Origin of the sequence: Exiguobacterium sp. s168, from assembly GCF_018619035.1 — a bacterium.
GTDB lineage: Bacteria > Bacillota > Bacilli > Exiguobacteriales > Exiguobacteriaceae > Exiguobacterium_A > Exiguobacterium_A acetylicum.
This window is the reverse complement of sequence record NZ_JACSNE010000021.1, coordinates 38,042-58,667: the sequence shown is the minus strand read 5'-3', so window position 1 is coordinate 58,667 and position 20,626 is coordinate 38,042. Positions and strand designations below refer to the sequence as shown.

At 48.1% G+C, this 20,626-nt stretch carries 22 protein-coding genes; 14 read left to right on the top strand and 8 right to left on the bottom strand.

The window, feature by feature from the left end; translation table 11 throughout:
- Nucleotides 1-126: 126 nt before the first annotated feature.
- The 4 genes from KNQ15_RS12140 to folE2 form a co-directional block, all read right to left on the bottom strand.
- Nucleotides 127-1,920 carry a carbon starvation CstA family protein gene (locus KNQ15_RS12140; protein ID WP_214729668.1) on the bottom strand — a complete coding sequence of 598 codons (1,794 nt, stop codon included), beginning with the start codon at nucleotides 1,918-1,920 and terminating at the stop codon, nucleotides 127-129.
- A gap of 139 nt (nucleotides 1,921-2,059) precedes the next feature.
- Nucleotides 2,060-2,755 (bottom strand): LytR/AlgR family response regulator transcription factor, encoded by a 696-nt coding sequence (locus tag KNQ15_RS12135; protein ID WP_214729667.1) that lies wholly within the window; start codon nucleotides 2,753-2,755, stop codon nucleotides 2,060-2,062.
- Nucleotides 2,736-4,502, bottom strand: coding sequence for a LytS/YhcK type 5TM receptor domain-containing protein (locus KNQ15_RS12130; RefSeq protein ID WP_214729666.1), 1,767 nt, complete (start codon nucleotides 4,500-4,502; stop codon nucleotides 2,736-2,738). Before KNQ15_RS12130 ends, KNQ15_RS12135 begins: the two co-directional genes overlap by 20 nt.
- A 109-nt stretch (nucleotides 4,503-4,611) precedes the next feature.
- Entirely contained in the window at nucleotides 4,612-5,517 is a 906-nt protein-coding gene (gene folE2 / locus KNQ15_RS12125; protein ID WP_023466774.1) for a GTP cyclohydrolase FolE2, read from the bottom strand.
- Between the two features lie 329 nt (nucleotides 5,518-5,846).
- Between folE2 and KNQ15_RS12120 the strand changes: the two genes are divergently transcribed.
- The 9 genes from KNQ15_RS12120 (at nucleotide 5,847) to KNQ15_RS12080 (ending at nucleotide 13,043) form a co-directional block, all read left to right on the top strand.
- Nucleotides 5,847-6,704: a TerC family protein gene (locus KNQ15_RS12120; RefSeq protein ID WP_029343195.1), complete on the top strand. Its 858-nt coding sequence runs from the start codon at nucleotides 5,847-5,849 to the stop codon at nucleotides 6,702-6,704.
- Between the two features lie 164 nt (nucleotides 6,705-6,868).
- On the top strand, nucleotides 6,869-7,633 hold the full coding sequence (locus tag KNQ15_RS12115; protein WP_029343196.1) for a TerC family protein: 765 nt from the start codon (nucleotides 6,869-6,871) through the stop codon (nucleotides 7,631-7,633).
- A gap of 51 nt (nucleotides 7,634-7,684) precedes the next feature.
- Nucleotides 7,685-8,818 (top strand): YfbR-like 5'-deoxynucleotidase, encoded by a 1,134-nt coding sequence (locus KNQ15_RS12110; protein WP_214729665.1) that lies wholly within the window; start codon nucleotides 7,685-7,687, stop codon nucleotides 8,816-8,818.
- The gene (locus KNQ15_RS12105) at nucleotides 8,815-10,017 is read left to right on the top strand and encodes a multidrug effflux MFS transporter (RefSeq protein ID WP_214729664.1); all 1,203 of its coding nucleotides are present in this window, start codon (nucleotides 8,815-8,817) and stop codon (nucleotides 10,015-10,017) included. Before KNQ15_RS12110 ends, KNQ15_RS12105 begins: the two co-directional genes overlap by 4 nt.
- 152 nt (nucleotides 10,018-10,169) lie before the next feature.
- A complete protein-coding gene (locus KNQ15_RS12100; protein WP_214729663.1) occupies nucleotides 10,170-10,397 on the top strand; it encodes a hypothetical protein in 228 nt (75 codons plus the stop codon).
- A complete protein-coding gene (locus tag KNQ15_RS12095) occupies nucleotides 10,387-10,908 on the top strand; it encodes an NfeD family membrane protein (protein ID WP_214729662.1) in 522 nt (173 codons plus the stop codon). The genes KNQ15_RS12100 and KNQ15_RS12095 overlap by 11 nt, the downstream gene beginning before the upstream one ends.
- The gene (locus KNQ15_RS12090) at nucleotides 10,905-12,425 is read left to right on the top strand and encodes a flotillin lipid rafts scaffold protein FloT (RefSeq protein ID WP_023466783.1); all 1,521 of its coding nucleotides are present in this window, start codon (nucleotides 10,905-10,907) and stop codon (nucleotides 12,423-12,425) included. Before KNQ15_RS12095 ends, KNQ15_RS12090 begins: the two co-directional genes overlap by 4 nt.
- Nucleotides 12,425-12,835 carry a hypothetical protein gene (locus KNQ15_RS12085; RefSeq protein WP_047391915.1) on the top strand — a complete coding sequence of 137 codons (411 nt, stop codon included), beginning with the start codon at nucleotides 12,425-12,427 and terminating at the stop codon, nucleotides 12,833-12,835. The genes KNQ15_RS12090 and KNQ15_RS12085 overlap by 1 nt, the downstream gene beginning before the upstream one ends.
- The gene (locus tag KNQ15_RS12080; protein ID WP_029343203.1) at nucleotides 12,828-13,043 is read left to right on the top strand and encodes a hypothetical protein; all 216 of its coding nucleotides are present in this window, start codon (nucleotides 12,828-12,830) and stop codon (nucleotides 13,041-13,043) included. The genes KNQ15_RS12085 and KNQ15_RS12080 overlap by 8 nt, the downstream gene beginning before the upstream one ends.
- A 68-nt stretch (nucleotides 13,044-13,111) precedes the next feature.
- Here the strand turns inward: KNQ15_RS12080 and KNQ15_RS12075 are convergent, their stop codons facing one another.
- Both KNQ15_RS12075 and KNQ15_RS12070 read right to left on the bottom strand, forming a co-directional pair.
- Entirely contained in the window at nucleotides 13,112-13,960 is an 849-nt protein-coding gene (locus KNQ15_RS12075) for a DegV family protein (protein WP_029343204.1), read from the bottom strand.
- A gap of 16 nt (nucleotides 13,961-13,976) precedes the next feature.
- Entirely contained in the window at nucleotides 13,977-14,798 is an 822-nt protein-coding gene (locus KNQ15_RS12070; protein ID WP_214729661.1) for a lipoate--protein ligase family protein, read from the bottom strand.
- A gap of 145 nt (nucleotides 14,799-14,943) precedes the next feature.
- Here KNQ15_RS12070 and KNQ15_RS12065 point away from each other — a divergent pair, with 145 nt between their 5' ends.
- The 3 genes from KNQ15_RS12065 (at nucleotide 14,944) to KNQ15_RS12055 (ending at nucleotide 18,406) form a co-directional block, all read left to right on the top strand.
- Complete coding sequence (locus KNQ15_RS12065) at nucleotides 14,944-16,251, top strand: HD domain-containing protein (RefSeq protein ID WP_214729660.1); 1,308 nt, start codon at nucleotides 14,944-14,946, stop codon at nucleotides 16,249-16,251.
- Entirely contained in the window at nucleotides 16,248-17,105 is an 858-nt protein-coding gene (locus KNQ15_RS12060) for a phosphotransferase family protein (protein WP_214729659.1), read from the top strand. The genes KNQ15_RS12065 and KNQ15_RS12060 overlap by 4 nt, the downstream gene beginning before the upstream one ends.
- 122 nt (nucleotides 17,106-17,227) lie before the next feature.
- Nucleotides 17,228-18,406, top strand: coding sequence for a NupC/NupG family nucleoside CNT transporter (locus KNQ15_RS12055; RefSeq protein WP_214729658.1), 1,179 nt, complete (start codon nucleotides 17,228-17,230; stop codon nucleotides 18,404-18,406).
- Nucleotides 18,407-18,461: 55 nt separating this feature from the next.
- Here KNQ15_RS12055 and KNQ15_RS12050 read toward each other — a convergent pair whose 3' ends face one another.
- Complete coding sequence (locus tag KNQ15_RS12050) at nucleotides 18,462-19,106, bottom strand: NAD(P)-dependent oxidoreductase (RefSeq protein WP_069940183.1); 645 nt, start codon at nucleotides 19,104-19,106, stop codon at nucleotides 18,462-18,464.
- 72 nt (nucleotides 19,107-19,178) lie between these two features.
- Complete coding sequence (locus KNQ15_RS12045; protein ID WP_023466792.1) at nucleotides 19,179-19,364, bottom strand: 2-hydroxymuconate tautomerase; 186 nt, start codon at nucleotides 19,362-19,364, stop codon at nucleotides 19,179-19,181.
- Nucleotides 19,365-19,532: 168 nt separating this feature from the next.
- On the opposite strand from KNQ15_RS12045, the gene KNQ15_RS12040 reads away from it, so the two are divergent.
- Together KNQ15_RS12040 and KNQ15_RS12035 are read left to right on the top strand one after the other, a co-directional pair.
- Nucleotides 19,533-20,057: a hypothetical protein gene (locus tag KNQ15_RS12040; RefSeq protein ID WP_069940184.1), complete on the top strand. Its 525-nt coding sequence runs from the start codon at nucleotides 19,533-19,535 to the stop codon at nucleotides 20,055-20,057.
- Between the two features lie 65 nt (nucleotides 20,058-20,122).
- Nucleotides 20,123-20,617, top strand: a complete 495-nt coding sequence (locus tag KNQ15_RS12035; RefSeq protein ID WP_023466794.1) for a YwhD family protein — start codon at nucleotides 20,123-20,125, stop codon at nucleotides 20,615-20,617.
- The last annotated feature ends 9 nt before the right edge of the window (nucleotides 20,618-20,626 follow it).

Below are 20,626 nucleotides of genomic sequence, written 5' to 3'. Positions count from 1 at the left end.
AGAAAAGGTGCTCCATCCACAAAAATATATGTGGATGGAGCACCTTTTCTGTTTTAGACCACTTTATCTAGAGGTTTTTCAGTGGCCTCGATGCGTCCACTGCCTTTTGTCATATGACCAATCCGCTTACGCAGATCGTTTTTGATTTTCCCAACGTGGTGAATTCAACAGTTCAATCCATTTCTTGACGGCTGAGATCGTGATGACGATCGCGAGCAGTCCCATCGTTACGGACAAGACCGTATTCAAGATGCTGAAACCTGGAGAATCGGGATTCGCATAGACGTTTGCGACCATCCAGATATCCGCGAACGTTACTGTGATCAGAAGATAGACGAGCGGGATGAACGTCGTCAGCGCATAGACTTTTTTATCGGCGATTTTCAAGATGATCGTCGTTCCGATGATCAAGCCGATCGACGCCATCAGCTGATTCGATACCCCGAATAATGCCCAAATCGAACCGATGTCACCCGAAAACAGGAGATAGCCCCAGAAGAACGTCCCGAGTGCCGAAGCGAAGATCGCACCTGGAATCCAGTCGACACGTTTGAGTGGTTTGTAGAACTCCCCGAAGAAATCTTGAATCAAGTAACGGGCGACGCGTGTTCCTGCATCGATTGCGGTTAAGATGAAGACCGCTTCGAATAGAATGACGAATTGGAAGAAGAATCCGGCAATCTCTTTGAACCACGGGATGGCGCGGAAGATGAATGTCATACCGACGGCGAGTGAGACGGCACCACCTGTTCGACCTGCCAGATCGAGACCGATTTCACGGGATAAATCATCAAGATAGACCGTGCTCATACCAAGCGTCGCGAATACTTCTGGTGTTGAGTTGATGGCGAAGTAATCACCGACTTCAAGCGATGTCGCAGCGATCAATGCCATGACGGCAACAAGACATTCGACAAGCATAGCACCGAAGGCAACGGGTTTGATGTCGCTCCATCGATTGATCATCTTCGGTGTCGTACCAGAACCAACGAAGGCGTGGAAACCAGATATCGCACCACAGGCAATCGTGATCGAGATGAATGGCCAGACTGGACCAGCGATGATTGGACCACCACCATCAACGAACTTCGTTAATGCTGGGAATCGAATGTCCGGGTTGATGATGAAGACACCAACGATCAAAGCAAGAAAGACACCGATTTTCATAAAACTCGATAAATAGTCGCGAGGTGCGAGTAAGAGCCAAACTGGCAGTGCAGCAGCAAAGAACGCATAAATCGGTAAAGCAATCGCGAGTTGACGGGATGAAAGGTCGAACCAGTCACCGATGAATGTTTCCGTCAACTGAGGACCAAAACCAATCGCAGCTAGAATAAGTAGAAAACCAACTGTTGAAGCAAGTGCTAAATTGCCACCTTTACGTAAGTAAATCCCAACGAACATCGCGATCGGAATCGTCGAGAAGACAGCGAATGTACCCCATGGGTTATGTTCCAGGGCGTGCAAGACGACCATCGATAGACCGGCCATCGTGATCGTGATGATGAAGAGCATCGCCAGACCGGCACAAAAACCAGCGACTGGTCCCAGCTCTTTTTTAGCGACTTCAGACAGCGACTGACCGTCTTGGCGCATCGAGGCAAAAAGAACAACCATATCATGGACCGCTCCACCGATGACGGCACCGATCAAGAGCCACAGTAAGCCAGGGAGATATCCGAACTGTGCAGCAAGGACAGGTCCGACGAGTGGACCGGCAGCAGCGATTGCCGCAAAATGGTGTCCGAACGAGACCCATTTGTTCGTTGGGACGTAATCTTTTCCATCCGCTAATTTATGAGCGGGCGTTTCGCGATCATCTTTGATTTTTAAGACTTTCGCAGCCATGAACGTTCCGTAGAGACGATACGCGATTAATAAGATACAGATGACAGCAATAACGATTGGAGTAGCGCTCATCTAAAATTCCTCCTCTTGAATGAACTATGATGGATTTAGTATACAAGTTATGGAAGCGCTTTCTTTGATTTTTAGATGAGTTGTCGGTTTCGTTCGATGAAAGGTTGAAAATGGACCTTGAATCACAAAAAAGAAGCGCTCAAATACCGAGCGCTTCTTTCAGTAGTTTGACATACGTCCGACTGACTGGCACATCAATCTGATGAATTTTTAAATTATAGGCTCCGTTGAACCAAGGTTCGATTGCATCGATTGCTGATAAGTTGACGAGGTACGAGCGATGAACTCGTAAAAAGCGATGATCTTGAAGCTTTCGTTCGAGTTCGAGTAAGGTCTCGTTCGATGGATACGCATGGTGCTCCGTGACGATCTTCGTCTTCCCGTTCTCAGCGACGATGTAATCGATATCTTGAGGAGACAATAATTTCAGTTGTTCGCCCGTCTCAACGGCTAAACGTTCAAGTCGAGGTGCTTTTTTCGGAAGCGGTCGCGCAACTTTTTCAATCGCACGGACAATCCGTGCCGGATCATACGGTTTCAAGATGTAATCATAGGCATTGAGCTCAAACGCTTCAAGCGCATGAGCATCATATGCCGTCACAAACAAAAGAGCCGGAGGGCGTGGCATCGATTTCAAGCGTTTGGCGACTTCAAGACCGCTTCCGTCCGTTAGCTCGATATCGAGAAAGACTAAGTCGGGTTGAAGGGAGCGAACGAGTCGTTCAGCTTCCTCGACACTGCCGGTTTCCCCGACGACTTCAAGACCGGCTGCGGTCACGTGATAACGGAGCTCATCGCGTGCGAGCGGTTCATCTTCAATCAACAAGGTGCGCATGCTGAATCTCCTTTCTGACTTCAATCGGGAGACGAATCGCGATCGTCGTGCCGTTTTGACCGTCACTCGTGATCGTAAACTGTCCCTTTTCACCATATAAACTTCGAATCCGTTCTGCCGTATTGAATAATGCGGTACCGGTGCCCGAGGACGGAACGACTTCTCGACCGAGACGAGCAAGGCGCGAAGCGTCAATCCCGCGTCCGTTGTCGACGACTTCGAGACACAGCTGGTCTGCCTCACACCATGCCGTCACACCGACATATCCTGTCTGTTCAGAAGAAAACGCATGAAGGAATGCATTTTCGATCAACGGTTGTAAGATGAACGGTGGAACGAGTAAAGCCGTCGTCTCGTCTGCTAAATCGATATCAAGAAACGGACGATTCGGAAAACGAGCGGCTTCAAGCGATGTGTATGCTTCGATGTGTTCGAGTTCCTTTTGGAGCGGAATTTTTGTCGATCGTGCGCCTTGGAGGTTACTACGGAAGAACGTCGACAATTCAAGCAACAAGGTGCGTGCCTGTTCGACATCCGTCCGGCACAGTGCATAAATCGTATTAATCGCATTAAACAGGAAGTGGGGATGAATTTGTGCTTCAAGTGCCCGAATCTCGGCATCCTTCAGTAAACCGGCTTGCCGCTCTGCGTTCCCGAGTGCCAGTTGTGTCGAGAACAGTTTCGCTAATCCTTCGATGAGTTCGACTTCAACCGCGTCGAGTAATTCGGCATGCGGATAATAGACTTTCAACGTCCCGATCGTCGTTTCCCCGACGATGAGCGGAGCGATGATGCCAGCTTGAAGCGGACAATCCGTTACGGGACAGCCGATATCGAGTCGTTCTGTCACAAGACGGACTTGTCCGTCTTGCAAGACATGCTCGGTCGGTTTCGTCGTCCAGTGACTCCCAGCTTGATGGTGGTCGCTCCCGATACCGATATGGGCCAGGATGACGGAACGATCTGTCAGTGAGACGGCTTCGGCTCGTGTTTGCTGCAACAGAATTTCTGCGACAGCTTCTGCCGTATGGATATGTAGACCACGCGTCAGATGCGGAAGCGTCAAATCGGCGATATGCAACGACCGTTCTGCTTCTCGTGCCCGAACCGTTTCCTCTTCTCGTGCAGCAAGACGGATGATCGATAAGAACAACCAGACACCGAGGACGTTGATCAGTGTCATCGGTACGAAGATGAACTGGACGAGTTCGACTGCCGCATCAAAGGGGCGGGCGAATAGTAAAATTAATGACATTTCAAACAGCATTAAAAAAGCCGTCAGACACACGGGCAATAACGCTTGGCTACTGAGGCGGTCGCGCCAATAGGATCGTAAGAGACCGCTGACACCACCGGCGATGACGGTGGAAAGCGCGCAAGCGAACGCTGTGAATCCGCCGAGGGAATACCGGTGAACCCCAACAATCAATCCGGTCATCAATCCACCGAGCGGACCAGCGAGCAATCCGCTGATGACGACGATCATCGTTCGTGTGTTTGCAATCGCTGATGTCCCGTCGACTTCTTCGAGCCAAGCATGAGGTAAGAATTCAGCTAAGTCGACTTTGACCCCTGTATAGTTACTTAAAATGCCGTACGTTGCAAAAAACAGGACGAGGACACGAAATTGCCAGCCTGCTTCCGGTTGACGCAGCAGCCGTCGTGTCGGTCCCCACTGGGCGAGGATGAACGCTAAGATGATCATGATACCGAGTCGTTCGAGTAAAAAAGGAATCAGTTCCAACATGTGCATTCCTCCATTCGAGTTAAGTGTAAACGCTCGCAAAACGGAGAGCAATGCCGGCACACAAAAAAGCCGTACTCACTCGGTTTAAGAGGGAGTACGGCAGACTTACTTATTGTGCGTCTTTATCGAACGTGATCCGTGCGATCGCGTCATGTTGGTGAATCGTTTCTTCGTTACGGCATTCGACGTAGAACGAAGCGATTGGGTCCATTTCGTACAAGTCAGCAGCAATCAAACGAACCATATCTTCTACGAAACGTGGGTTTTCGTATGCCATCTCTGTTACGCGCTTTTCATCCGGACGTTTGAGTACTGGGTGAAGTGGCGCTGAGGCATTGGATTCCGCAGCATCAAGCAATGATTGTTTCCAGTCAAAGTCTTCTGCTTCATCACGTAACGATGCTTCCATCGTGACGTAACCACGTTGGTTGTGAGCACTGTATTCGCTGATTTCTTTTGAACATGGGCAAAGTGTCGTGACGTTGATCGTCAAGCCGACAGACAACGTCGCTTCGTCTGTTTCCGTGTTGACGCTGACCGTTTGCCATACTTCGGCATTCATCAAGCCGCTAAGACCTGTTGCAGGTGCTTTACGTGTGAAGAACCATGGGTAACGGATCGTCAATTGACCTTCCGTTTGTTCCATGCGGTCTGCTAAATCACGCGCGAATTGAATGAGTGACTCGTTTGTGACCGTCCAACCTTCATTATGGTATTGATCAAGTTGTTCCGTTAAACGGCTCATGTTGATCCCTTTACGGTCTTGCACGAGTGACGTTGACAGTTCGAACGTCGCGACTGTCGCTTGTGTTTTGTCTCCGTCTTGGATGACGACAGGATGTTTGACGTTTGAGATTCCAACAGCGTCTAGTGCGAACAGGAAGTTCTTTGGTGTATTTTGCAAGTCGACCATCTTATCTTTTTCAGTCGGTTTTGTTCCTTTGATCGGTGGTACCGAACCGAACAGCTTATGGCGCTCTTCTTTTGTTGGTAACGTAATCGGGTAGGTAGACATATTCATTGGCCCCTTTGTCCTTTTGTAGTGTTTCAATAGTAATAACATGACAGGAATGCTAGAGACGAGCAAGTCTGATGATTCCGCAAATGTGTTTCATCTTTTCATCGCTAGAAGTATTGTCTTGAATTTTATCACGAACATCCGATAAACGAAACTCGCACGACTCAAAATCGACAGTTTCCATATTTAGAGGAATAACTTACTTGCAATCGGGTATACTATCCTATACTATATGTTCAGGTGAACGTGTAATCATTGTTTTTTCGTCATGGTCAATAATTGAAGTTTTTTTATTTTACAGGTAGTTAAAGAAAGGGATGACAGAGATGGATTGGCAGTTACTATTACAGTATGCCTGGGTCGTACTCGTCTTGATCGCGCTTGAAGGATTACTTTCAGCGGATAATGCACTCGTACTCGCGGTCATGGTCAAGCACTTACCAGGAGAACAACAAAAGAAAGCACTTTTTTATGGACTAGCTGGAGCATTCGTCTTACGATTCGCGGCATTGTTCGCGATTTCGTTCCTCGTCGATATTTGGCAAATCCAAGCACTTGGAGCAGCGTACTTGCTCATCATGGGACTACGGCATATTTATAAGACCGTTAAAGCCAGAAAGCTCGGTGAAAATCATGGGGCTGAAAATGAGCTAGATGCAGAACCGAAGTCGGAAGAGCCAGTTTCAAAAGGTGAATTCTGGCGGACAGTCGCGAAAATCGAATTCGCAGACTTAGCGTTTGCTGTCGATTCGATTCTTGCTGCCGTTGCCCTTGCCGTTGCCCTTCCAAACTGGGGATCAGGCGAAATCGGTGGTTTGAACACGGGTCACTTCATCGTCATCTTAACAGGTGGTTTGATGGGGGTCGTCTTGATGCGTTTCGCAGCACGTGTCTTCGTTAAGTTACTTGCAGATCGCCCAGGTCTTGAGACAGCAGCCTTTGCAATCGTTGCCTGGGTCGGTGTAAAGTTAGCCGTTCTTGCGCTCGAGCACCCGAAATACCATGCATCGATCGAAGGAACAATCTTTGAAGCCTTAAAACTTCCTGAAGGATTCGCCCACAGTACACCGTGGCAGGCATTCTTCTGGACAGTCATGGTCGGTCTTGCTCTTTGGGGTTGGTTCTCTTCACCAAAAACAAAACCAAATCCAGATGCTGAAAAGAAAGTCGATCAAAACTTATAAGAAATGGAACGATCCGTCGATGACGGGTCGTTTTTTTGTGTTAGGTTTTCTTAAACAATGGGAATAAAACACAAGGTTAAGTACTTGAGCTGAGCTTGTATCTTTTTCTTTCCGGTCGACCGGCATATAATGAATAGACTGAACAAAAAAGGGGATTCGTTAGTATGGATATTGGATTAATTACACAGTATGCGACCGTCGGGCTCGTACTGATCATTTTGCAGGGGTTACTTTCTGCTGATAATGCAATGGTCATGGCAGTCCTGGTCCGACCGTTACCGGACGATCAACGCAAAAAAGCACTTTTCTATGGTCTGGTCGGAGCACTCGTCTTACGTTTCGTCGCAATCTTCTTTGCTTCGTACTTAGCGACGATTTGGGAGCTTCAAGCACTTGGGGCGATATACCTCTTTTACGTCGCGTTTAAAGGAATCGTCGAGGCACGATCGAATAAACACCAAGTACCGGACACGATTGCTTCACAAAAAGCCTCGCCGAATTTTTGGTGGACGGTCGTTAAAGTCGAGTTCTCTGACTTGGCGTTCGCTGTCGACTCGACACTTGCCGCTGTCGCCATGGCGACGACATTACCGATGATTGGTGGAACAATCGGTGGTCTAAATACAGGACAATTTTGGGTCGTCTTCTTCAGTGGGATCATCGGTCTCGTTATCATGCGTTACTTCGCGAGCTGGTTCGTCGTCTTGCTCCAAAAGCGACCAGGTATCGAAGAAGCTGCTTTTTGGCTCGTCGCATGGGTTGGTGTAAAACTGGTCGTCATGACACTTGCGCATCCGTCAATCGACGTCTTGCCGCATGAGTTTCCAGAGAGTACACTATGGCAAACGATCTTCTGGGTCGTACTTGCCCTGATTTTAATCATTGGTTGGTTCCGTAGCGGAAGTAGTTCAACCAAATCAGCAAAATAATACAATGGCGGGCAGGGTACTCTCTGTCCGTCTTTCGTTAGGAGAGATTTCATGCAAAACGGTAATTTCATTCGGATGCTGACGCGGATGCAAAACGTTCCACGGTGGGATGAATATGCACCACGTTTTCCGGATAACGCAGCCAGTCACAGCTTTCGTGTTGCCTTATTCAGTTTGATGGCAAGCTATTTAGAAGAAGTAGACGGGCAAAGACCAGTCGATCGCCTGACATTGCTCGGAAAAGCTCTATTCCATGACATGAATGAAGTCATTACCGGACCCATTAAACACCGGACAAAAAAAGAGCCAACGTTACATGCACACATTCAGGCAATGGAACAACAAGCAAGTGAACAGCTCGTTGCCTTACTCTCAAAGTCGCTTCAACCAGCGTTCACGACATACCTCGTACATGCAGAAGATGAATCACCGGAAGGACGGATCGTCGAAGCGATTGATACGTTCGATGCGATGTTGTACGCACGAAGGGAAGCACGGATGACAGAGTCCGTCTTTTTCGAACAAAAGGCAGCAGAATTGCAGGCTGTTCTGGAACGACATCCACTTGTTTCGGTCCGGCGCTTGACACAGTCGGTCATGGAAGAGGATGAGATGTCTCATTTCATTGAAAACGTCTTGATGATGGATACAATTCGGCGCTGGAAAGGACGTTTCAACACGATTGATGATAACGACGCGACACATGCGTTTCGAGCAGCCTCGCTTGGTATCTTCAATGGTCTGATTGAATCAGAAAAGTACGGCGTCACGATCGACATCGAAGAAGTCGTCTCGCGGCTCTTGTGTCATGATCTCGTTGAAGGAACGACAGGAGATGTTCTTGGACCTGTCAAACATGCGACACCGGTCACAGCAGCAGCCTTCGAAGCTTACGAACGGGCAGAAGGAGAGACGTTGATTAATAATCTACCGAAAGAAATCCGAGCACCGTTCCGTCGGTTCGTCGTTGAAGCAAAAGACGAGACATACGAGGGACAGATGGTCGATGTGATCGATAAACTCGACGCATTGATTAAAATGAATATGGAACGGAAGTTGAACGGGGTCGAGTATGAGACCGGTTACCGCGCACAACTCAAAAAGGTTCAGATGACATATGAAAATCCATCGGTCGTCTTTTTCCTCGCTTATGTCCTGCATGATTTGGATTACGTGACGTCATGACGAAAGAAACCATGACCTCACGTCGCTTAACGTTGATCTTGATCCTCGGTTCACTCGCTGCACTTGGACCGCTCTCGATCGACATGTATCTACCTGCTTTTCCGGATATGTCACGCTCATTTGATGCGAGTGCATCACTAATCCAATTGAGTTTGACCGCTTGTATGCTTGGGATGGCACTCGGACAGTTGATTGTTGGTCCGCTGAGTGACGTTCGCGGTCGTAAACGACCGTTGATGGTTGCTCTGCTCGCATATCTGCTCGCGTCTCTCGCCTGTGCGATGGCACCGACAATCGAAGTGTTGATCGCGCTTCGATTCATCCAAGGGGCAGCTGGAGCGTCAGGAATCGTCATTTCCCGGGCAATCGTTCGTGACTTGTTTGACGGACCTGAATTGACGCGGTTTTTTGCTGCCTTGTCACTCGTCAACGGAACAGCACCAATTCTCGCACCCGTCATCGGTGGACAAATTCTTCGGTTCGGTGATTGGCATTTCGTCTTCTACTTGCTTGCGATTTTAAGCACGATGATGTTACTTGCTGTCGCACTCCGTTTACCGGAAACGCTTCCGCTTGATAGACGTGTTGAAGGAAACCTGACAACGACGTTGAAGACGTTCGGACGTTTGTTGACGGATCGCGTCTTCATTGGCTATGCGTTCGCGCAAGCATTCGTCATGGGCGCGATGTTCGCCTACATCTCCGGTTCACCGTTCGTCTTACAAAATATTTATGGCGCTTCGCCGCAACAGTTCAGTTTTTTGTTCGGTTTAAACGGAATCGGAATCATCCTAGCAGCACAAATCGCCGGTCGTCTTGCGGGTCGTGTCGATTCAGAGCGGCTGATGCGAATCAGTTTGACGATCGTTGCGAGTGCGAGTATCTTATTGTTCCTCGCCTTGACGTTAACGGAGCAGCTGATCTTCGTCATGATTCCACTATTCTTCGTCGTTTCAAGCGTCGGATTGATCTCGACGCTCGGTTTTACCTTAGCGATGCAAAATTACGGAGCAACGGCAGGCAGTGCCTCGGCTCTTCTAGGGCTCTTGCCGATGCTCGTCGGCTCGCTCGTGTCACCACTCGTCGGGATCATGGGAGAGCAATCGGCTGTTCCGATGGGGTTGATCATCATGACCTTAGATTGCCTGGCGCTCATTCTCTATTATGGTCTGATTGTTCGTCGACCGAATCGTTCATAAACGCTAATTATTCAAAAACGTTTGTCCTCTGTATGGGACGAACGTTTTTTTCTTTTAATGAAAGGAAAATAAATGGAATTCATTTTGAAACATTTTCTAAAAAATAAGCGTAGAAGAGAAAGAAAGCCAGTACTTCAGAAAGGAGTGGAGCGATGAAACAGGAGTTGCAGCGTGAACGAGAACCGTCGATTGAGGCAAGATTAGCACGTCATTTTGCCGCACAGAAAAAATACTTACGCCGTCAAGAAGAGGCAATCGATCAACGAGACAAAGAATTGGCTCGTTTATTGTTTGAGGAAAACCGGACTGCTTATCAAAGGGCTTACCACGAACTGTATGGCTCACATCCTTACATCGAGGTGAACAAAGATGGACGTTAGTACACTTTATTTATATGCGTTAGCGGCTGCTGCTTGCGGTGTGTTTGTGTCCGTCCTATTCTCAGACGTCATTCCAGGCATCGATCAAATCTTTCATCCCACGTTGATCTTATCTTTTGTCATCATCACGTCAGCGATCGGATTCGGGCTCGAACAGCTAAGTCCGCTTGGTTCGCTGTTGATTCTAATCATCAGCAGTGTGATTGCGTTATTAGTGACGACGCTGATGCATATTTTCTTATTCGTTCCGATGGCACAAGCCGAACAGTCGCTTGGATTTTCGGAACAGATGCTAGAAGGACGCAGTGCAACCGTCATCGTGCCGATTCCGACTGAAGGATATGGTGAAATCTTACTTGATGACGTCTCAGGACGCGTATCAAAGTCAGCCGTTCTGTTTGAAGGACCTGCCCTACCACAAGGCACGAAGGTGCTCGTCATCGAGATCAAACAAGGCGTCGCGTCTGTCGTGACGTACCCCCAACAATGGAAAAAGGAGATGTTTACATGAATCCAGTGTTAATCGTATCAATCGTCGCGGTCGCATTGATCGTTGCGTTGATCGTCTTATTCATTACGAAGTACCGAACAGTTGGTCCGGAAGAAGCGCTGATCGTATCGGGGAGTTATCTCGGAGGACGCAACGTCAATACCGATGAGTCCGGTAACCGGGTAAAAATCATTCGTGGTGGCGGGACGTTCGTGTTACCTGTCTTCCAACAAGCGACACCGCTAAGCTTGTTATCAAGTAAGCTTGAAGTCACGACACCCGAAGTCTACACGGAGCAAGGTGTACCGGTCATGGCAGACGGTACAGCGATCATCAAGATTGGTAGCTCAATTTCTGAAATTGCGACGGCAGCGGAGCAGTTCCTCGGAAAATCGAAAGAAGAGCGCGAAGGAGAAGCACGTGAAGTCCTCGAAGGACACTTGCGTTCGATTCTTGGATCGATGACCGTCGAAGAAATTTATAAGAACCGTGATAAGTTCTCGCAAGAAGTCCAGCGGGTCGCATCACAAGATCTTGCGAAGATGGGACTCGTCATTGTTTCGTTTACGATCAAAGACGTCCGTGACAAGAACGGATACTTAGAATCACTTGGGAAACCGCGGATCGCACAGGTTCGCCGTGATGCCGACATCGCAACGGCAGACGCGGAAAAAGAGACACGCATCAAACGGGCGGAAGCTTCAAAAGATGCGAAAAAAGCAGAACTCGAACGTGCAACGGAAATCGCTGAAGCGGAAAAAGAAAATCAGTTGAAGATGGCAGATTATCGCCGCGAACAAGATATCGCGAAGGCGAAAGCCGACCAAGCGTATGATCTCGAAAACGCACGTGCGCAACAAGAAGTCACGGAGCAACAGATGCAGATCAAAATCATCGAGCGTCAAAAACAAATCGAGCTTGAAGAACGCGAGATTCTCCGTCGTGAGAAACAATACGACGCGGAAGTCAAAAAACGCGCCGATGCCGATCGTTACTCGATTGAGCAGGCTGCCCAAGCGGATCGTGCGAAGCAATATGCGGAAGCAGATGCAACGAAATACCGGATCGAGGCATCAGCAAAAGCCGATGCAGAACGCATTCGTCTCGATGGTCTCGCGAAAGCGGACGCTGAGCGGGCACAAGGTGAGACGGAAGCGGAGATCATTCGTTTGAAAGGTCTTGCGGAAGCAGAAGCAAAAGAAAAAATCGCGCAAGCGTTCGAACAATTCGGACAAGCAGCGATTCTCGACATGGTCATTCGGATGATGCCAGAGTACGCAAAAGAAATTGCAGCACCACTCGGTAACATCGATAAGATCACAGTCGTCGATACAGGTAGCGGTGAAGGTGGCGGTGCGAACCGTGTCACCGGTTACGCGACAGATTTGATGGCATCACTGCAAGAGACGTTAAAAGCGTCGTCAGGATTAGATGTCAAAGAGTTGATCGAGAACTTCTCCGGTAAAGGAACGGCAAAACCGTTGACGGTCAACTTGAATTCCCATGATGCGGTGGCAGCGTCGAAAACAGAAGACTGATGGCAATCCGCGTCTTATTGATTGTGTTCGCACTCCTGCTTTTCCACGTTGCTTGGCCGCTTCCATGGTATGCACTGGCGGTACTAGGTGGCGTCATTGGAATCATCAAAGGATACACATCGGATGACGGAATCGCGAATATATTCAATATAAAGAAGGTATCTTACTCACTTTACGATCGACAAACACGTCAGGAGGCCGTTCTCGCTTTGATGTGCAGTCTGTTGACGGTCGACTTCCCGTACTGGTTCGCTGGGGTGACGACAGGAATCACGTGGCGTGACGTCGGATACGTTGGGTTCGAAGTAGTGTCGACTCTTCTGTTCGCTTATGTCTTATTCCGTTTTTTATGTCTTGATCTATTCCAACCGTTCTCGGAGTCTGAAGGAAGGGAGCAAAGAAATGGATAGTTTATTTCTACTGCAAGAGCGTTGGATGCTGTTGCTTCCGTTCCTCGTCGTCTTCTTGATTAACGTTGGGTTATTGACTGCCCTTCTTAAGAAGCGACGTGATTTACCGAAGCTGTTAGTCTTCGGAATGGGTGGGATGGCGATCGTGTTTATCGTCTCCTCGCTCGGCTTAAGCATGGCACTACTGTTCTTCGGATACAATTCATAAAAAAACGGGGCAGGCTCTAAACAGAGTCTGTCCCGTTTTGTCGTACTATAGGATAGGAATGAGTGCCATTAACGTGGAAGGTCATACCCAATGACGACGAGTCCTGGTCCTGTATGTGAACCGATGGCTGCGCCGGCGATCGTCAAGATGACTTCGCTTGGTGAAAAATGAGCTTCAATCAATTGTTTTAACTGTTCTGCCCGTTCGATCGAATCCCCGTGACCAATCATGATCCGGTGTCCGTCAATCGCTGGACGTGCTTCTTCCATCCACTCGACGATCCGGTTCATGACTTTTTTCTGACCGCGGATTTTTTCTTTTGGAATCAACTTTCCATCTTCGACTGTCAAGAGTGGCAAAATCGATAAGAGACCACCAATAAAGGCACTGGCACGAGAAACGCGTCCACCGCGCATCAAATATTCAAGTGATTCGACTGTAAACAGATGACGAATCGTATTTACCTTGGCTTCAGCGTAAGCCACTGTTTCTTCGAACGAATGCGTTTGTGCGTATTCTGCGACGTCGAGAACGAACAATCCTTGTCCTGTCGAAGCTGTTTTCGTATCGAGTACGAGGTAAGGAACGTTCGGATACTTTTCGGCGAGTTCATCTGCGAGCATCTTCGCTGTTTGATACGTTCCTGATAATTCACTTGAGAAAGCGAGGTAGAGGAAGGGGTCCCCTTGTTCAAAGTGACGCGTGAACACCTCGACCATCCGGCTGACTTCGACCTGGAATGTCTTCGGTGCTGCACCGTCACGCATCTTATCATATAGTTGTTTCGGAGATATCGATTCTCCATCGAAGAACGTGTCTTCGTCGATCAATACGCCGAACGGCATGACCGTAAAATCATATGCATCTAACATGTCTTTTGGTGCATCAGCACCACTGTCTGTGATCAATCGGATCATCACGTTCTCTCCTTTCTTAACCTAGGGCTTTTTCGTTTCGATCAAGCATCCGACTCAAGTTGACGCCGAATCGCTCGTTCTCGAGTTCCGTCAAAGTAGCTGGTGTCAAATCAGCGCCGAGCGCAAGTAACGCCTCATACGCACGACGTAAGCATTCCTCGACCGTCAATAAGATGCCGAGTAGTTCTTCGAGGGACGCCATCGTTTCCGGAACGACGGTCGGATAGACGAATTTCGTCGCCTCACCTTGAAGCGCTGCCGCGTAAAAGTCACGGACTAAAGCGGCGCGTTGACTCCCACTTCCGTTGACACAAAGGTAGATTTGAACGGCAACTCCGCCACGAACACGACGCTGGGAGATACCAGCGAATTTTTTATCGGCAATCGATAAGTCATAAGAACCGGGACAATACGATCCGACGACTTCACCAGCTACGATTGCGTCCGTTTCTTGTGCGAACATACGACGGACGAGCGCAAGCATCGCTTCGTAACCACTGTCGATATCGATGCCGCCGCGTTCCGGTAGGACGAGTGAAATATTTAAAACACCGGCGTCGAGGACGACGGCAAGACCACCTGAATTGCGGACGACGGGCGAGAAACCATGTTCATGCAGGACGGCTACACCGTCAGCAAGATGAGGAAGACGGGCATCCTGGATGCCGAGGACGACAGTTTCGTGGTGAATCCAAGAGCGGAGTGCTGCTCCTTCTGTCGCAACGGAAGCACATAATGTATCGTCCATCGCAAACGATTGTGTCGCATGGAAAGCAGTTCCGAGTGACGTTTGATCAAAAATACGATAATGTTCTTGTTTTAAGAGTTCGATTCCCATAGGCTCGTTCCTTTATTGTAGATTTGCGACATCATTATAGCACAGGGTGTGTAAAGTTTCTGTGCGAAGCACCGCGCGAGACAGGAATCCCAGGAAACAAAACCGAACAACAACGACATAGACTCGATTTAAAGGAGAGAAACATATGTATCAATCATTAGGACAATTAAAGGAAACGAAGGTCTTCAAAGATCCCGTTCATCGCTATATCTATGTCAGCGATCAGTTGATTTGGCAATTAATCGGGACACGTGAATTTCAGCGACTACGCCGGATCAAGCAACTGGGGACATCCTTTTTGACGTTTCACGGGGCGGAACACACACGGTTCCATCATTCGCTTGGTGTCTATGAAATCACGCGGCAACTGATCGATGTCTTCAACGGTCGCGCCGATTGGGACGATCAATACCGGGAGTTGACGCTCGTTGCAGCCCTCTTACACGATGTCGGACACGGGCCGTTTTCGCACGCGTTTGAGAATGTCTTTGGTGTTAATCACGAGACGTGGACGGAGCGGATCATCCTCGGGGATACAGAAATCAAAAAAGTTCTCGACCAAGTCGGAGACGGATTCGCGGAAGAGGTAGCTTCAATCATCAATAAGACGCATCCGAATCAATTGCTTGTCACGATGATTAGTTCACAACTCGACGTCGACCGGATGGATTACTTATTGCGCGATGCGCACTTTGCCGGTGTCAGCTATGGAAAATTCGATCTTGAGCGAATGCTTCGAGTATTGCGTCCCGCGCCGAATCAGATGGTCGTCAAACAGTCTGGAATGCATTCGATCGAAGACTACATCATGCGGCGTTATCAGATGTATTGGCAAGTCTACCTGCATCCGGTGACACGTTCGAGTGATTACCTATTAAAAGCCATTCTCGAGCGGGCGCAGGAGTTGTACCTGTCCGGTTATCCATTTGCAATCGCACCGATCCATTTGATGCCGCTATTTGATCAGAAGATGGAGTTGCGTGATTTCCTTGGGCTCGATGAGACGATCGTCTACTTTTATTTTCAGCAGTGGGCGAATGAGCAGGATCCAATCCTTGCTGATCTCTCGAGGCGATTCGTTGACCGGAAGTTGTTCAAGTATGTTGATTATCCGGCTGAAAAACGTGAACTCGTCCACGATAAACTGTGCGAGTTGTTTGAGGCAATCGGCTTGAAGCCGACGTACTATCTGCTTGAAGATAAACTCAGTCGTCTTCCTTATGATTTATATGGAGATAACGGTGAAATCAGCAAACAACCGATCATGTTACAGATGAAGGATGGGCAGATGAAAGAGATTTCGCAAGTTTCACCGCTCGTTCAAGCCATCGCGACGTCACGCCAGACGGATGAGAAGCTGTTCTTCCCGCAAGAAATTTTACACGACTTGCGCGAACATGCGAACGAGAAGATGCAGATCGACCAGTTATTGATTGGCAGCGTGACGTCATGATATCGTCCGCTGTCCTTACGAAAATCTTGCAACAGCTTGAACAGGAGGGAGGAGAGGTCGAAGTCCTAAAAGGCGCGACTTCCTCCCTCGTTTTGCGAGTCGGTGAGGGAATTCTTCGGGTCCATACGAATCAAGACTGGTTGCGAGAAGAACCCGATCTCGTCTTACATGAAGTATTTGCGTTACAAGCAGCAGGTGATTTGGCACCAGATGTACTGGACTATCAAGCGGATGTCAGGGACGAAATACCGCCGTGGTTATATATGACCCGCTCGCCGGGAGAGATCCGAATCGATCAGGTGGATGAGCGATATGTCGAACGATTGGCACAGGTGCTTGCTGCGATCCATGCACTACCGATACCAGAATCGCGTTATGTCTATCAACCGTATACGACGGAACGTCACGTCCCGACGTGGACGCAGCATTCGGAGAGATGGCGTCAGCTACTGGCGATCGAACCGGTCGAAAGTCAACGTATTCGTTTCATTCATCGGGATTTTCATCCGGTCAATGTGTTATACGAAATAAATGAAACGTGCCATACGATTGATTGGGTGAATGCGTGTGTAGGACCCATTGAAGTCGACCTTGCGCATTGTCGTTTGAATCTTGCCTTGCTCGAATCTGTTGAGATAGCGGATCATTTTTTAAAAAGTTACTGCGAGCAGACGAAACATTCCTACGATCACGCGTGGGATATTCGGGCTGTTTTTGATTTTGGACCTGAAACGATTGACGTCTATCCGGGGTGGAAAGCATATGGAAGGCAAAACCTTAGTCAGGACAATGTTCGGGAACGCTTGGAAAAGTTTGTCTTGAAAGTCTATGAAAATAACGAAAGCGGTTACTAAATGAACTTTTCCTCTTGTAGTTCTTCGGAATATTGATTATTCTATTACTTGGAAAGAGATTAAACGTCAGACATCGTACGAATGTACAACTGATAAACAACTAATAGATAGAGGGGTACTTCATGAAATATCTTATCGCACTACTCGGACTGGCTATCGTTTTCGGCTTGGCACTCCTTGTCAGCAGTAACCGTAAAGGCATCAAATTGAAACCGCTTGCGGTCATGCTAGTTCTTCAGCTCGTACTTGGGTTCATTTTACTCAATACATCGTTCGGATATATCGTCATTCGTGGCGTCGCGAAAGTCTTTGAAAAACTGCTTAGTTATGCGGCGATCGGAATTGATTTCGTCTTCGGTGGTTTAGCGAACGAAGGCGCACAACCATTCTTCATCAATGTCTTGCTCCCAATCGTCTTCATCTCTGCTTTGATCGGGATTCTACAATTCACGAAGATTTTACCACTCTTAATGCGCGGTATCGGTTTCGTCCTATCAAAAGTCAACGGTATGGGACGTCTTGAGTCTTACAACGCGGTTGCTTCAGCTGCGATCGGACAATCAGAAGTATTCATCACAGTCAAAAAACAAATTGGTCAATTACCAGCAAATCGTCTCTACACATTGTGTGCGTCAGCGATGTCGACGGTTTCGATGTCAATTGTCGGTGCATACATGACGATGGTAGAACCGAAATATGTCGTTACAGCAATCGTCTTGAACTTGTTCGGTGGGTTCATGATCGTCTCGATCATCAACCCATACACGGTTGACCCGGAAGAAGATATCCTTGAAATCGTCGAAGAAAAACAAACGTTTTTCGAAATGCTCGGCGAATACATCATGGATGGATTCAAAGTAGCGATCATCGTTGGTGCAATGTTGATCGGTTATAACGCCTTGATCGGAATGGTCAACGATATCTTCTTGATGGTTCTAAACATCTCGTTCCAAGAAATCCTCGGATATATCTTTGCACCGTTCGCTTTCATCATGGGTATTCCATGGGCGGAATCTGTCAGTGCCGGTAGTGTCATGGCAACGAAATTGATCACGAACGAATTCGTTGCGATGTTGAGCCTTCCAGAATACTCAAAAGAATTCTCGGAACGCACACTCGGAATCGTATCGGTCTTCTTGATCTCGTTCGCGAACTTCTCGTCGATCGGAATCATTGCTGGAGCGGTTAAAGGGTTGAACGACCGCCAAGGAAGCGTTGCGGCTAGTTTTGGTCTGAAGTTACTCTACGGCGCAACACTCGTCAGTGTCTTGACGGCAATCGTCGTCAGCGTCTTGCTGTAATCGTTACACATATAAAAGAGCAATGGATCTGCTGATCCATTGCTCTTTTTGTTTTTCACTCAGTTGATCCATGCGAAGCAATCCCGACGCGAACCCGATGATGGGTTCCGTCACGATAGACTTCGTAAGCGAACTGCGCGACGTTTTCCCGAGGAATCGGACCTGTCGGTGCAGTGAAGCGTGTTGTCTCGATCAAGAGGTCGTCAGCAGCAAGTGCGTTGTCTTCCGTCAGTTGTGTTGGACAGATGACGGTGAAGTCGACGTCTGCATCCTTTAACGTCAGATAAGCTTTCAAGTGATCCTCTGCTGCAATCGTCGAGCGGCGACGGGACTCACTCGATTGGAAACGATACTTCCCAGGTTCTTCTGACGCATCGAGAATGCCTGCCGTACCAATGAAGACGATTCGTTCGATGCCTGCTTCCTTCATCTTCGTGACGAGATGTGGAATCGCTGTCGAAAGGACCTGTTGTTGATCAGTTCCGAGACAACTGAAGACAGCTTTACTCCCTGCGAGCGCCTGTTCAAGATCGTCCGGGTTGGTCGCGTCTCCTGTCAGGATATGAAGGCGATCGTGAACGGGTAAGTCCGGTGACGTGGAACGCACAAGTGCTTGGACATCATAGCCGTCTTCTAATAACCGATCAATTAAAGGGCGACCCGTTCGACCGGTCGCACCAAGTACAGTAACAGTAGTCATGAGAATTCCTCCTTAAAGATCAAGTAGATGGGAAAAAGAGACGTGCGGTAGCGACCGGACGTCTCTTGTTGTTTATTTATCAGCGAACATGACGCCAGCTTGACCGTAATCTGTTTTTTCCATCTCTTCGATGAAGACCGTAATGTTTTCTTTTGGAGCATTTGTCGTTTCCGACACCGCTTCCGTAACTTTTTCAATCAAAGCACGTTTTTGTTCGACTGTACGACCCGATAACATTTTAACCGTAACATATGGCATGACTTCATTTCCCCCTCTAGCTTGATGACGATACGCCATCAGTATAGCGCATTCGATAGGGGATTCGTCAATTCGAACATCGTTTTCGAAAAAGAAGGGTATAAGGTAGGAGCTATTCTTGTCGGAAGCGAAGGTAGTCATACACATACGGCAGAAAAGGAGAGACATATGGACGCAATCATACGGAAGAAGATTCATACGTTACTGATTTTTGATCGGGCGTTACTGGAGGATACGAATTATCCGTTGTCTGGTGCAAAAGGACTCGAAGTCGCAGATATCGTCTTTGAACAAAACATTCCATTCGGACGACTCGTAACGGATAAAGAGCTCGCTCAACTGCTGAATCAAAAAGAAGCAAAGCGATACGGGATGTTGACGTTGCTTGAAGACGATGTACGTTTCAAACCGTTGTTTCAAAATCGAAAACCGACAGCTGACATGGAAGAAGAGGTCGAGGCGAAAGTGAGAGAACTCGCGCATCAGTTACGTGCGATTCGGTCGCGGTGTTCTTCACTAGAACGTCTCTTCTTGTTCGGTCGTGCGGCGCAAACCCTGTTTGACCGCGCTTTGCTTCATCTCGAAGAAGTCAATCCTCCGGCGCATGAGGAGATTGCGTCCATGACGTGTTACCGTCTCCCGACGATTCGCCGAGCATCAGAGGAACAATTACAGTTACTTCGTTACGAGTGACTGGTTGCAGACACATCGGAATACGGTATGATAGAAGCAACAGGATTAAAAGGGGACAAAACACGATGGAAAAAAAGATTAACTTTAATATCATTTCAGATAACTCTACAGACGGTCACGGAGGATTTGGTGTCGGAACACTCAGCTTAAATAGTATGTCACCCGTCATCATTTCTCCGGAAGACGGCGAAGCTTACATCGATATGGGCGCGATGCACGCGAAAGCAGCCATCGAGAAACGCGTCAAGTTCACGACGGATAAAGCCGATACGCCAAACGGTAAACTGTACTGGATCGTTTGGGTGACAGTCGGTCGTAAACCTGAAGGCTTCTATTACGGCGGTGTCGCTGCCTGCGATCTGTTAGTCGATGCGGAAGCACGTCGCGGATTCAAGATTCTCGCTGATCATGTCAATAAAATGGATAAATCCCTTAAAGGACGAATTGTTGTCGATCACATGGATGAGCGTTCAAAAGAATTGTTACGTGATTTCTTACAGACACATAAACCTGAGATGTGGGAAAATGCTGACGCTGCTCTACATGAAGCGTTGGTCTAAACAAAAGAA

Excerpts from the sequence above, each read along its gene's own strand:
- KNQ15_RS12140 (WP_214729668.1), bottom strand. The coding sequence starts at position 1,920 with ATGAGCGCTACTCCAATCGTTATTGCTGTCATCTGTATCTTATTAATC.
- KNQ15_RS12135 (WP_214729667.1), bottom strand. The coding sequence starts at position 2,755 with ATGCGCACCTTGTTGATTGAAGATGAACCGCTCGCACGCGATGAGCTC.
- KNQ15_RS12130 (WP_214729666.1), bottom strand. The coding sequence starts at position 4,502 with ATGTTGGAACTGATTCCTTTTTTACTCGAACGACTCGGTATCATGATC.
- folE2 (WP_023466774.1), bottom strand. The coding sequence starts at position 5,517 with ATGTCTACCTACCCGATTACGTTACCAACAAAAGAAGAGCGCCATAAG.
- KNQ15_RS12120 (WP_029343195.1), top strand. The coding sequence starts at position 5,847 with ATGGATTGGCAGTTACTATTACAGTATGCCTGGGTCGTACTCGTCTTG.
- KNQ15_RS12115 (WP_029343196.1), top strand. The coding sequence starts at position 6,869 with ATGGATATTGGATTAATTACACAGTATGCGACCGTCGGGCTCGTACTG.
- KNQ15_RS12110 (WP_214729665.1), top strand. The coding sequence starts at position 7,685 with ATGCAAAACGGTAATTTCATTCGGATGCTGACGCGGATGCAAAACGTT.
- KNQ15_RS12105 (WP_214729664.1), top strand. The coding sequence starts at position 8,815 with ATGACGAAAGAAACCATGACCTCACGTCGCTTAACGTTGATCTTGATC.
- KNQ15_RS12100 (WP_214729663.1), top strand. The coding sequence starts at position 10,170 with ATGAAACAGGAGTTGCAGCGTGAACGAGAACCGTCGATTGAGGCAAGA.
- KNQ15_RS12095 (WP_214729662.1), top strand. The coding sequence starts at position 10,387 with ATGGACGTTAGTACACTTTATTTATATGCGTTAGCGGCTGCTGCTTGC.
- KNQ15_RS12090 (WP_023466783.1), top strand. The coding sequence starts at position 10,905 with ATGAATCCAGTGTTAATCGTATCAATCGTCGCGGTCGCATTGATCGTT.
- KNQ15_RS12085 (WP_047391915.1), top strand. The coding sequence starts at position 12,425 with ATGGCAATCCGCGTCTTATTGATTGTGTTCGCACTCCTGCTTTTCCAC.
- KNQ15_RS12080 (WP_029343203.1), top strand. The coding sequence starts at position 12,828 with ATGGATAGTTTATTTCTACTGCAAGAGCGTTGGATGCTGTTGCTTCCG.
- KNQ15_RS12075 (WP_029343204.1), bottom strand. The coding sequence starts at position 13,960 with ATGATCCGATTGATCACAGACAGTGGTGCTGATGCACCAAAAGACATG.
- KNQ15_RS12070 (WP_214729661.1), bottom strand. The coding sequence starts at position 14,798 with ATGGGAATCGAACTCTTAAAACAAGAACATTATCGTATTTTTGATCAA.
- KNQ15_RS12065 (WP_214729660.1), top strand. The coding sequence starts at position 14,944 with ATGTATCAATCATTAGGACAATTAAAGGAAACGAAGGTCTTCAAAGAT.
- KNQ15_RS12060 (WP_214729659.1), top strand. The coding sequence starts at position 16,248 with ATGATATCGTCCGCTGTCCTTACGAAAATCTTGCAACAGCTTGAACAG.
- KNQ15_RS12055 (WP_214729658.1), top strand. The coding sequence starts at position 17,228 with ATGAAATATCTTATCGCACTACTCGGACTGGCTATCGTTTTCGGCTTG.
- KNQ15_RS12050 (WP_069940183.1), bottom strand. The coding sequence starts at position 19,106 with ATGACTACTGTTACTGTACTTGGTGCGACCGGTCGAACGGGTCGCCCT.
- KNQ15_RS12045 (WP_023466792.1), bottom strand. The coding sequence starts at position 19,364 with ATGCCATATGTTACGGTTAAAATGTTATCGGGTCGTACAGTCGAACAA.
- KNQ15_RS12040 (WP_069940184.1), top strand. The coding sequence starts at position 19,533 with ATGGACGCAATCATACGGAAGAAGATTCATACGTTACTGATTTTTGAT.
- KNQ15_RS12035 (WP_023466794.1), top strand. The coding sequence starts at position 20,123 with ATGGAAAAAAAGATTAACTTTAATATCATTTCAGATAACTCTACAGAC.